Annotated in this window: 6 protein-coding genes; 4 read left to right on the forward strand and 2 right to left on the reverse strand. The window is 70.0% G+C overall.

Annotation, left to right across the window (positions count from 1 at the left end; genetic code table 11):
* Positions 1-11 precede the first annotated feature (11 nt).
* Complete coding sequence (locus ABZ948_RS37400; protein WP_359767348.1) at positions 12-545, reverse strand: GNAT family N-acetyltransferase; 534 nt, start codon at positions 543-545, stop codon at positions 12-14.
* A gap of 312 nt (positions 546-857) precedes the next feature.
* On the opposite strand from ABZ948_RS37400, the gene secA reads away from it, so the two are divergent.
* Complete coding sequence (gene secA, locus ABZ948_RS37405) at positions 858-3,704, forward strand: preprotein translocase subunit SecA (protein ID WP_359767340.1); 2,847 nt, start codon at positions 858-860, stop codon at positions 3,702-3,704.
* 144 nt (positions 3,705-3,848) lie between these two features.
* On the opposite strand, the gene ABZ948_RS37410 is transcribed toward secA, so the two are convergent.
* Positions 3,849-4,118 carry an Rv3235 family protein gene (locus tag ABZ948_RS37410; protein WP_059421793.1) on the reverse strand — a complete coding sequence of 90 codons (270 nt, stop codon included), beginning with the start codon at positions 4,116-4,118 and terminating at the stop codon, positions 3,849-3,851.
* A gap of 1,055 nt (positions 4,119-5,173) precedes the next feature.
* On the opposite strand from ABZ948_RS37410, the gene ABZ948_RS37415 reads away from it, so the two are divergent.
* The 3 genes from ABZ948_RS37415 to ABZ948_RS37425 all read left to right on the forward strand — a co-directional run bounded on the left by ABZ948_RS37415 (position 5,174) and on the right by ABZ948_RS37425 (position 11,994).
* Positions 5,174-5,689: a DUF6912 family protein gene (locus ABZ948_RS37415; protein ID WP_359767342.1), complete on the forward strand. Its 516-nt coding sequence runs from the start codon at positions 5,174-5,176 to the stop codon at positions 5,687-5,689.
* A gap of 139 nt (positions 5,690-5,828) precedes the next feature.
* Positions 5,829-6,494: an HAD family hydrolase gene (locus tag ABZ948_RS37420; RefSeq protein ID WP_359767344.1), complete on the forward strand. Its 666-nt coding sequence runs from the start codon at positions 5,829-5,831 to the stop codon at positions 6,492-6,494.
* Positions 6,495-7,032: 538 nt separating this feature from the next.
* Positions 7,033-11,994, forward strand: a complete 4,962-nt coding sequence (locus ABZ948_RS37425; protein WP_359767346.1) for an NAD-glutamate dehydrogenase — start codon at positions 7,033-7,035, stop codon at positions 11,992-11,994.
* Positions 11,995-12,105: the final 111 nt, after the last annotated feature.

Genomic DNA, 12,105 nt, shown 5'->3' on the forward strand with positions numbered 1-12,105 from the left:
ATTGCCCGCAGCTAGGGCGCGGGCAAGTACGGTGCCGTCGACGGGAGGCCCAGGTCTGATGGGAGCAGGGAGCCGACCCAGGTGTCTCGGCGTACTCCCTTGTTGTTCGTCGCGGCGCGCAGCGTGCCCTCGATCGTGAAGCCGGCTCGTTCCGCCACCGCGCGCGAGGCCCGGTTGCCCACCTCCGCGCGCCATTCGATGCGGTCGAGCGCGGCCTGCACGAAGGCCCAGCGGCAGGCGGTGAGGGCGGCTTCCGTGATGTAGCCGCGGGAACGGTGCTGCTTCGCGGCCCAGAAGCCGATCTCGCCCACGCCCAGGGCGCGCATGGTGATGCCGAGCATGCCCGCGAGCTCCCCGGAGCGGAGGAAGACGCCGAAGGTGAACATGGAGCCGTCCGCCCAGCCGTCCGGAGCCAGCTGTTCCGTGAAGCCCTGGGCGTGCTCGCGGAGGTAGGGCGAGGGGATCGTGGTCCAGCGCTGGATGTCGGGGTCCTGGCAGGCGTCGTACACCGCGTCGGTGTCCTGGGGGCCGACCGTGCGCAGCAGGAGGCGGTCCGTGGTGAGGGTGACGGGTCCATCGGCCGATTCTGCTCAGAGGCCGCCACAGACGCCATCTGTTTGCCCTTGGTGACCGGGTGATCACGCCTGGTGCAATTCGGTGGAGGGATGCGGCACTATCCGTGGGGCCCGGACGTTGTCCCCTTTGAAGCAGACGTGAATCAGAATTGAAGCAGCGGACGGTAGCCGTCACGGCAGGCCCTCCCGGCGCGGTGGGGTCCTCGCATACGATGGCCGTTGCTCAGTAAGTCAAGTGGTAACCGACCGTCCCAGGCCCGACCGGCAAGGAGACCAACCCCCGTGTCCGTCCTCTCGAAGATCATGCGTGCAGGCGAAGGCAAGATCCTGCGCAAGCTGCACCGCATCGCGGACCAGGTCAACTCCATCGAAGAGGACTTCGTCGACCTCTCCGACGCCGAGCTGAGGGCCCTCACCGATGAGTACAAGCAGCGGTACGCCGACGGTGAGAGCCTGGACGACCTGCTGCCCGAGGCGTTCGCCACCGTCCGCGAGGCCGCCAAGCGCGTCCTCGGCCAGCGTCACTACGACGTGCAGATGATGGGTGGCGCCGCGCTGCACATGGGCTACGTGGCCGAGATGAAGACCGGTGAGGGCAAGACCCTCGTGGGCACGCTGCCGGCGTATCTGAACGCCCTGTCCGGCGAAGGCGTCCACATCATCACGGTCAACGACTACCTGGCCGAGCGCGACTCCGAGATGATGGGCCGCGTCCACCGCTTCCTGGGTCTGAGCGTCGGCTGCATCCTCGCCAACATGACGCCGGCTCAGCGCCGCGAGCAGTACGCCTGCGACATCACGTACGGCACGAACAACGAGTTCGGCTTCGACTACCTGCGCGACAACATGGCGTGGTCCAAGGACGAGCTCGTCCAGCGCGGTCACAACTTCGCCATCGTCGACGAGGTCGACTCCATCCTCATCGACGAGGCCCGTACGCCGCTGATCATCTCCGGCCCGGCCGACCAGGCCACCAAGTGGTACGGGGACTTCGCCAAGCTGGTGAAGCGCCTCAAGCGCGGCGAGGCCGGCCAGCCGCTCAAGGGCATCGAGGAGACCGGCGACTACGACGTCGACGAGAAGAAGCGCACGGTCGCCATCCACGAGTCCGGCGTCGCCAAGGTCGAGGACTGGCTGGGCATCGACAACCTCTACGAGTCGGTGAACACCCCGCTGGTGGGCTACCTGAACAACGCCATCAAGGCGAAGGAACTGTTCAAGAAGGACAAGGACTACGTCATCATCGACGACGAGGTCATGATCGTCGACGAGCACACCGGACGTATCCTCGCGGGCCGCCGCTACAACGAGGGCATGCACCAGGCGATCGAGGCGAAGGAAGGGGTGCCGATCAAGGACGAGAACCAGACGCTCGCCACGATCACCCTCCAGAACTTCTTCCGCCTCTACAAGCGCCACGACCACAACGGCAAGGAACAGCCCGGTCTGTGCGGCATGACCGGTACGGCCATGACCGAGGCCGCCGAGTTCCACCAGATCTACAAGCTCGGTGTGGTGCCGATCCCGACCAACCGGCCGATGGTCCGCAAGGACCAGTCGGACCTGATCTACCGGACCGAGGTCGCCAAGTTCGAGGCGGTCGTCGACGACATCGAGGAGAAGCACCGCAAGGGGCAGCCGATCCTCGTCGGCACCACCTCCGTCGAGAAGTCCGAGTACCTCTCGCAGCAGCTCAGCAAGCGCGGCATCCAGCACGAGGTGCTCAACGCCAAGCAGCACGACCGTGAGGCGACGATCGTCGCCCAGGCCGGCCGCAAGGGCGCCGTCACGGTGGCCACCAACATGGCCGGCCGTGGTACGGACATCAAGCTCGGCGGCAACCCCGAGGACCTCGCCGAGGCCGAGCTGCGGCAGCGCGGCCTCGACCCCGAGGAGCACATCGAGGAGTGGGCGCACGCCCTGCCCGAGGCGCTCCAGCGCGCCGAGAAGGCCGTGCAGGCCGAGAAGGACGAGGTCGAGAAGCTCGGCGGGCTCTACGTGCTGGGCACCGAGCGGCACGAGTCGCGGCGCATCGACAATCAGCTGCGCGGTCGTTCCGGCCGTCAGGGCGACCCCGGCGAGTCCCGCTTCTACCTCTCCCTCGGCGACGACCTGATGCGGCTGTTCAAGGCCCAGATGGTCGAGCGCGTGATGTCCATGGCGAACGTCCCGGACGACGTGCCGATCGAGAACAAGATGGTCACGCGCGCGATCGCGTCCGCCCAGTCGCAGGTCGAGCAGCAGAACTTCGAAACCCGTAAGAACGTCCTGAAGTACGACGAGGTCCTCAACCGTCAGCGCGAGGTCATCTACGGCGAGCGGCGCCGCGTCCTGGAGGGCGAGGACCTGCACGAGCAGGTGCAGCACTTCATGGACGACACGATCGACGCGTACGTCCAGGCCGAGACCGCCGAGGGCTTCCCCGAGGACTGGGACCTCGACCGGCTGTGGGGCGCCTTCAAGCAGCTCTACCCGTGCAAGGTCACCATCGAGGAGCTGGAGGAGGCGGCCGGCGACCGGGCCGGACTGACCGCCGAGTTCATCGGCGACTCCGTCAAGGACGACATCCACGAGCAGTACGAGGCGCGTGAGGCGCAGCTCGGCTCCGAGATCATGCGTGAGCTGGAGCGCCGGGTCGTGCTGTCGGTCCTCGACCGCAAGTGGCGTGAGCACCTCTACGAGATGGACTACCTCCAGGAGGGCATCGGCCTGCGCGCGATGGCGCAGAAGGACCCGCTGGTCGAGTACCAGCGCGAGGGCTTCGACATGTTCACCGCCATGATGGAGGGCATCAAGGAGGAGTCCGTCGGCTACCTGTTCAACCTGGAGGTCCAGGTGGAGCAGCAGGTCGAGGAGGTCCCGGTCGAGGACGCCAAGCCCGTGGCCGACCTGGAGAAGCACGACGCGGTGCCGGCGCAGACGGGTGGCCGGCCGGAGATCCGTGCCAAGGGGCTCGACGTCCCGCAGCGGCGCAACCTCCACTTCTCCGCTCCGACCGTCGACGGCGAGGGCGGCACGATCGAGGGCGACTTCACCGAGGACGGCGAGCCGGTGCGTTCCGAGTCCGACGGCCTCACGCGCGCGGAGCGCCGCAAGCAGGCGAAGAGCCGGGGCCGCCGCAAGAAGTGAGTGACGGTGGCTGAGGCACCGTAACGGCTGGAAGGGCCGGACACCCGAGGGTGTCCGGCCCTTCGGCGTGCGAGGGCCCGGGCCGCGGCCCCGGCACGAGCCGGGAGGGCCGGGAGCGCCGGGAGCGCCGGGAGGGCAGGGAGGTCAGTCGGCCTCGGCGCGGGGTGGGCGGGGGCCGCCCAGCTCCACCGCGGTGCAGCGCCAGCGGAGGTCCTGGCCGAGTTCCAGGCGGAAGGCCATGGCACGCAGTCGGTCGCCGGCGCCGATGCGGGCGAAGGCCTCGATGGCGCCGGGGCGGGGTTCGAAGTAGCCGATGTCCCGGACGACGGGGCGGGCGCCGCGCGTGCGCAGGGGGCCGCGCTCGGCCAGCCAGGCCAGTTCGTCGTAGGCGCGGCCGCGGGTGTGCCGGAGCATCGAGTGCACGGGGCGGTGGCCGCTCAGGACGGCGAGGAGGAGGTCGGCGAAGAGGTCGGTGGGCAGGGGGTGGGGGATCGGGGCGGCTCGCCGGGAACCCGGGGCCGGGAGGCCGGGGGTGGGTGCTGCGGTGGTGGGGGCGGTCCCTGCGGTGGCGGGGATGGTCCCTGCGGTGGGCGCCTGGGTGGTGCCTGTCGTCGCCCTGCGGGGTGTTGCTGTGCGGGTGCGCGTGGGGGTCGGCGGGCGGGTGTCGGTCGGGCGGGTGTGAGGGCGCGGCCGGGCGGTCGCCGGGGGCCGACCGCCGGCTGCGGCCCGGGTGCGGCCGGTGCCGCCGCCGGGGGTGCGGGGCGGGGCTGCGCTGCCGGAGGTCTGGGGCCGGCTGCTGCCTGCTGTGGGTTGTGGGGTGCGGGTGACTGCGGTGGTGGGCGGTGTGGTCGCATCCCGGGTCGGGCCTCCGGAGGGCCGGGGAAGGCTGTGGCCTGCCGTTGCCGCCGCCGAGGGTGTGGTGCGGGATGCGTTCGTGCGTGTGGTCGTGCTTCCGGCGGTTCGCGGAGGCGCGGTGTTCTCCAGGGCCGTCATGGGCGTTGTGGCCGCCTCCGGCGGCGTGGTTCCGGAGGAGGGGGGTGAGGTGGTGTTCGCGCCTCGGGGGCTGGGCGTGCCGGGGGTGTGCTGGTCCCGGCGGGACGGTGGGCGGGTGGTCTGGCGGTGCTGTGCCCTGGTCATGACCTTGTGCATGGGGGGTCCCCGTTCCGTGGGCCCGGTTGATACCGGGGAGTAACTTCGGGTTGCTGATCTTGTACGGGGCCGACGGGGGCAGGGGCAAGGAAGCGGGCCTCGGGTTCTGGGCGCCGAAATGTTCACCTATCCGGGTGATGCGGGGGTCGTAGAGCCCGTCAGTGCCGGGGTGCGCCGGGTGAATTCCGGGCCTGGGGTGGACGCGTCGAGCGTCACCGGCCGGGACTCGAAAGGGGACGCCCCGCACGTATCCTGAAGGCCGTCCGGAGCTCTTGACCATGAACACCGACCATGAACACCGACCACGAAAGCGGCCAGCCATGCGTGTCTACGTGCCCCTGACCCTCCCCGGTCTCGCCGAGGCGTACAAGACGGGTGAGCTGGGAGCCGGGCCGTTCGTCGCGTACGCCGTGACGCCCGGGCTGCGGGAGTGGTACCTCTCCGACGACATCGAGGAACTGGAGTACGCGGCGCTGAGCCGGGCCGCGCTGGCCTCGCTGCGGCTGCTGGCGGCCGACCCGGAGGCGCCCCGGCGCCGGGTCGTGGTCGCCGTCGACGTCGCCGACCGGGCCGCGAGCGCCGACCCCGACCGGGGGCTCGATCCGGCGGCCCTGGGGGAGGTGCGGGTCGCGGGTGCGGTGCCGCTCGCCAAGGCGGCGTCGGTGCACGTCGACGCGGCGGATGCGGAGGCCGACGTGACCGCGGCCGCGGACGCGCTGCCGGCGGCGGACGGCGGGGACGACGACGCGCAGTTCGTGGTGGACGGCGCGGAGGACCACGAACTGCTGTGGTTCGCCACGCAGGAGATCCCGAACCTGGTGAGCCGGGGGGACTGAGCGAACCCCCGGCCCGGTGAGCCGGGGGGTGAACGATCCCCGGCCCGGTGAGCCGGGGGACCTGAGCGGCGCTCCCGGCCGGGGGCGCGTTGAGGTGCCGTTCTCTTGATTGTCAGTGGGGGCGGGTACGTTTTCGGGCATGGGGATGAAGACGGGCGCGCACATTGTCTGGGACTGGAACGGGACGCTGTTCCACGACATCGACGCGATCATCGGGGCGACGAACGCGGCCTTCGCCGAGCTGGGCCTGGAGCCGCTGACGCTGGAGAAGTACCGGGAGCTGTACTGCGTGCCGGTGCCGAAGTTCTACGAGCGGCTGATGGGGCGGCTGCCCACCGAGGCCGAGTGGGAGCTGATGGACGACATCTTCCACCGGTACTACGCGGAGCACCGGGTGACGTGCGGGCTGACGTTGGGGGCCGAGGAACTGCTGGCCGGGTGGCGGTCGGCGGGGCGCAGCCAGTCGATCCTGAGCATGTACGTGCACGAGGAGCTCGTGCCGCTGGTGCGGGGGTTCGGGATCGAGCCGCACTTCATACGGGTGGACGGGCGGACCGGGCCGTCCGGGGGCAGCAAGGCCGAGCACATGGTGCGGCATCTGGGGTCGCTGAGCGGGGTGGATCCTGAGCGGACCGTCGTGATCGGGGATGCGGCGGATGACGCGGTGGCCGCGCTGCACGTGGGGGCGCGGGCTGTGCTCTACACCGGGGGGTCGCACAGTCGGGCGAGCCTGGAGGTGGTGGGGGTGCCGGTGGTGGACATGCTGGAGGAAGCGGTCGAAGAGGCGGAGCGGCTGGCGGCGTAGGCAGGTGCTCGGCGTGGTAGCTGAGGCCCGGTGGGTCCGCAGCCCGGCGGAGCGGGGTGCCGCCGCGCCCACCCTCCCTCAAGCCGCTACGTCCGTCTCGGCGTGTCGGCACTGTGCAGAACGTCAAACTTCCACAGCTGGTTTTGTACACATACGGCTCATGACGGGGCCCCTGTAAGGAGCGATAGCCTTGGTGGCGTGATCAGCGCGATAGTTCGCGGGGACGCCGACGTCCCTGCCCTGCGCCCGGAGAGCACGGACGACATCCGTGTCCGGGCGGCGGTCGCTGGTCTTCGCGGGCGGGACGGGGCATCGAGGACTCCCGGGACGCCGAGCACCATCCGGACCCAGGCGTCGCAGAGAGCAGCGTCACACCGGTGGAGCAGCTCAAGAATGGCTCAGACTCCCCCGCTCATCTCGCCTTGCGGCATAGCGTCGGAACAGACCGGATACCCCGAGTCACGACGTGACGTCGCAAGCGCAGAGGCCGTACTTCCTTCTACGTCACGCAACGGCGCGCGACAGGAGCCAGAGGACAATGCAGACCAAGCTGGACGAAGCCAAGGCCGAGTTGCTCGAGAGGGCCGCACGGGTAGCTGAGAACAGCCCGGTCGGGGGGCACCTACCGACCGGGTCGACGGGCGAGGAGACCCCAGACGCCCAGGAAGCTCCGGACCGCGAGTCCCTGCTCACGTTCCTCCAGCGTTACTACCTGCACACGGCCCCCGAGGACCTCACCGACCGCGACCCGGTCGACGTCTTCGGAGCCGCCGTATCGCACTACCGACTGGCCGAGAACCGCCCCCAGGGCACGGCCAACGTGCGGGTGCACACCCCCACCGTCGAGGAGAACGGGTGGACGTGCAGCCACTCCGTCGTCGAGGTCGTCACCGACGACATGCCCTTCCTCGTCGACTCCGTCACCAATGAGCTGACGCGGCAGGGGCGTGGCATCCACGTCGTCATCCACCCGCAGTTCGTCGTCCGGCGCGACGTCACGGGCAAGCTCATCGAGGTGCTGCCCACCCCCGCGACCGGCGCCGGAGGCCTCCCGCACGACGCGCACGTCGAGTCCTGGATCCACGTCGAGATCGACCGCGAGACCGACCGGGCCGATCTGAAGCAGATCACGGCCGACCTGCTGCGCGTGCTGTCCGACGCCCGCGAGGCCGTCGAGGACTGGGGCAAGATGCGGGACGCGGCCATCCGGCTGGCGGAGGGGCTGCCGGACGAGTCCATCCCGGGCGACCTCCCCGGCCCGCAGGTCGAGGAGGCCCGCGAGCTGCTGCGCTGGCTGGCCGACGACCACTTCACCTTCCTCGGCTACCGCGAGTACCAGCTGCGCGACGACGACTCCCTGGCCGCCGTCCCCGGCACCGGCCTCGGCATCCTGCGCGCCGACCCGCACCACTCCGACCAGGAGAGCCACCCGGTCAGCCCGTCCTTCGAGCGGCTGCCCGCCGACGCCCGCGCCAAGGCGCGCGAGCACAAGCTCCTCGTCCTGACCAAGGCGAACAGCCGGGCGACCGTGCACCGGCCGTCGTACCTGGACTACATCGGGGTCAAGAAGTTCGACGCCGAGGGCAATGTCGTCGGCGAGCGGCGCTTCCTCGGACTGTTCTCCTCCGCCGCGTACACCGAGTCCGTGCGCCGCGTGCCCGTCATCCGGCGCAAGGTCGAGGAGGTCCTCGAACAGGCCGGGTTCTCGCCCAACAGCCACGACGGGCGCGACCTGCTGCAGATCCTGGAGACGTACCCGCGCGACGAACTGTTCCAGACCCCCGTCGACGAGCTGCGGTCCATCGTCACGTCCGTCCTCTACCTCCAGGAACGCCGGCGCCTGCGGCTCTACCTGCGCCAGGACGAGTACGGGCGCTACTACTCCGCCCTCGTCTACCTCCCGCGCGACCGCTACACCACGGCCGTCCGCCTGCGGATCATCGAGATCCTCAAGGAGGAGCTCGGCGGCATCAGCGTCGACTTCACGGCCTGGAACACCGAGTCGATCCTCTCCCGGCTGCACTTCGTCGTCCGGGTCCCGCAGGGCACCGAGCTGCCGGAGCTGTCCGACTCCGACAAGGAGCGCATCGAGGCCCGGCTGGTGGAGGCCGCCCGTTCCTGGGAGGACGCCTTCGCCGACGCGCTCAACGCCGAGCTCGGCGAGGAGCGCGCGGCCGAACTGATGCGCCGGTACGCGCACGCCTTCCCCGAGGGCTACAAGGCCGACCACAACCCGCGCGCCGCGGTCGCCGACCTCGTCCACCTGGAGCAGCTGAACGCCGAGGAGGGCAAGGACTTCGCGCTCAGCCTGTACGAGCCGGTGGGCGCCGCCCCCGAGGAGCGCCGCTTCAAGATCTACCGCACGGGTGACGCGATCTCCCTGTCGGCGGTGCTGCCGGTCCTCAACCGGCTCGGCGTCGAGGTCGTCGACGAGCGGCCGTACGAGCTGCGCTGCTCGGACCGCAGCGTGGCCTGGATCTACGACTTCGGTCTGCGCATGCCCCGCGCCAAGAGCGGCGGCGTGGACTACCTGGGCGACGACGCCCGCGAGCGGTTCCAGGACGCCTTCGCGGCCACCTGGACCGGCCAGGCGGAGAACGACGGCTTCAACGCACTGGTGCTGAGCGCCGGGCTGAGCTGGCGCCAGGCGATGGTGCTGCGGGCGTACGCGAAGTACCTGCGCCAGGCGGCGTCGACGTTCAGCCAGGACTACATGGAGGACACTCTCCGCAACAACGTCCACACCACCCGGCTGCTCGTCTCCCTGTTCGAGGCGCGGATGTCGCCGGACCGGCAGCGCGCGGGACACGAGATCGTGGACGCGCTGCTGGAGGAGGTCGACGCGGCCCTCGACCAGGTCGCGAGCCTCGACGAGGACCGGATCCTCAGGTCCTTCCTCACCGTCATCAAGGCGACCCTGCGGACGAACTTCTTCCAGGAGGCCGCGGGCGGCAGGCCGCACGAGTACGTCTCCATGAAGTTCGACCCGCAGGCCATCCCCGACCTGCCCGCGCCGCGCCCGGCGTTCGAGATCTGGGTGTACTCGCCGCGCGTCGAGGGCGTGCACCTGCGGTTCGGCAAGGTCGCGCGCGGTGGTCTGCGCTGGTCCGACCGGCGTGAGGACTTCCGCACCGAGATCCTCGGCCTGGTCAAGGCGCAGATGGTGAAGAACACCGTCATCGTGCCGGTCGGCGCGAAGGGCGGCTTCGTCGCCAAGCAGCTGCCGGACCCGGCCGTGGACCGCGACGCGTGGATGGCGGAGGGGATCAGGAGCTACAAGACCTTCATCTCCGCGCTGCTCGACATCACCGACAACATGGTCGCGGGCGAGGTCGTGCCCCCGGCCGACGTCGTCCGGCACGACGAGGACGACACCTACCTCGTCGTCGCCGCCGACAAGGGCACCGCGACCTTCTCCGACATCGCCAACGAGGTCGCCGAGAAGTACAACTTCTGGCTCGGTGACGCCTTCGCCTCCGGCGGCTCCGCCGGCTACGACCACAAGGGCATGGGCATCACCGCCCGCGGCGCCTGGGAGTCCGTCAAGCGGCACTTCCGCGACATGGGTGTGGACACGCAGACCGAGGACTTCACGGTCGTCGGCATCGGCGACATGTCCGGTGACGTGTTCGGCAACGGCATGCTGCTCTCCGAGCACATCCGCCTGGTGGCCGCCTTCGACCACCGGCACATCTTCATCGACCCGAACCCGGACGCCGCCACCTCCTACGCCGAGCGCCGCCGCCTGTTCGAACTGCCGCGGTCCAGCTGGGAGGACTACAACACCGAGCTGCTGTCGGCCGGTGGCGGCATCTTCCCGCGCACGGCCAAGGCGATCCCGGTGGGCGCGCACATCCGCGAGGCCCTCGGCATCGAGGCCAAGGTCACCAAGCTGACCCCGGCCGACCTGATGAAGGCCATCCTCCAGGCACCGGTCGACCTGCTCTGGAACGGCGGCATCGGCACGTACGTGAAGTCCTCGGCCGAGTCCAACGCCGACGTCGGCGATAAGGCCAACGACGCCATCCGCGTCGACGGCAAGGACCTGCGCGTCAAGGTCGTCGGCGAGGGCGGCAACCTGGGCCTGACCCAGCTCGGCCGGATCGAGTTCGCGCTGCACGGCGGCCGGATCAACACCGACGCCATCGACAACAGCGCCGGCGTGGACACCTCCGACCACGAGGTCAACATCAAGATCCTGCTCAACGGCCTGGTCACGGACGGCGACATGACCGTCAAGCAGCGCAACAAGCTGCTCGCCGAGATGACCGACGAGGTCGGCCGCCTGGTCCTGCGCAACAACTACGCGCAGAACACGGCGATCGCCAACGCCCTCGCCCAGTCCAAGGACATGCTCCACGCGCAGCAGCGCTTCATGAAGCACCTGGTCAGGGAGGGCCACCTCGACCGGGCGCTGGAGTTCCTCCCCACCGACCGGCAGATCCGCGAGCGGCTCGCCCAGGGCCAGGGCCTGACCGGCCCGGAGACGGCCGTCCTGCTGGCCTACACGAAGATCACGGTCGCCGAGGAGCTGCTGCACACCTCGCTGCCGGACGACCCGTACCTCAAGGGCCTGCTGCACGCGTACTTCCCGACCGAGCTGCGCGAGCAGTTCCCCGACCGGCTCGACGGCCACCCGCTGCGCCGCGAGATCACCACGACGGTGCTGGTCAACGACACGGTCAACACGGGCGGTACGACTTATCTGCACCGGCTGCGCGAGGAGACCGGCGCGTCGCTGGAGGAGATCGTGCGGGCGCAGACCGCGGCCCGGGCGATCTTCCGCCAGTCCCCGGTGTGGGACGGGGTCGAGGCGCTCGACAACAGGGCCGAGGCCGAGGTCCAGACCCGCATCCGGCTGCACTCGCGGCGCCTGGTCGAGCGCGGCACGCGCTGGCTGCTCAACAACCGGCCGCAGCCGCTCCAGCTCGCCGAGACGGTCGACTTCTTCGCCGACCGGGTCGAGCAGGTCTGGGGACAGCTGCCGAAGCTGCTGCGCGGCGCCGACCTGGAGTGGTACCAGAAGATCTACGACGAGCTGACGGCCGCGGGCGTGCCGGACGAACTCGCCACGCGCGTGGCGGGCTTCTCCTCCGCCTTCCCGACGCTCGACATCGTCTCGATCGCGGACCGCATGGGCCGGGAGCCGCTGGACGTCGCCGAGGTCTACTACGACCTGGCCGACCGGCTGCGCATCACCCAGCTGATGGACCGCATCATCGAGCTGCCCCGCGCGGACCGCTGGCAGTCCATGGCCCGCGCGGCGATCCGCGAGGACCTGTACGCGGCGCACGCGGCGCTGACCGCCGACGTCCTGGCGGTGGGCAACGGCACCTCGACGCCCGAGCAGCGCTACAAGGCGTGGGAGCAGAAGAACGCGGCGATCCTCGGCCGGGCCCGGACGACGCTGGAGGAGATCCAGAGCTCGGACGCGTTCGACCTCGCCAACCTGTCGGTGGCGATGCGCACGATGAGGACACTGCTGCGGACGCATTCGTGAGGCTGCCGCGGACGCGTTCGTAGGGCGTACGGCGTGGTGAGCGCCCCTTCGGCGCCATGGTGTTTCTCCTGTGTGATCAAGAAGTGTGGGTACGAACCCGCCCTTAGAAGG

This window comes from Streptomyces olindensis (assembly GCF_040645895.1).
Classification (GTDB): Bacteria; Actinomycetota; Actinomycetes; order Streptomycetales; family Streptomycetaceae; genus Streptomyces; species Streptomyces olindensis.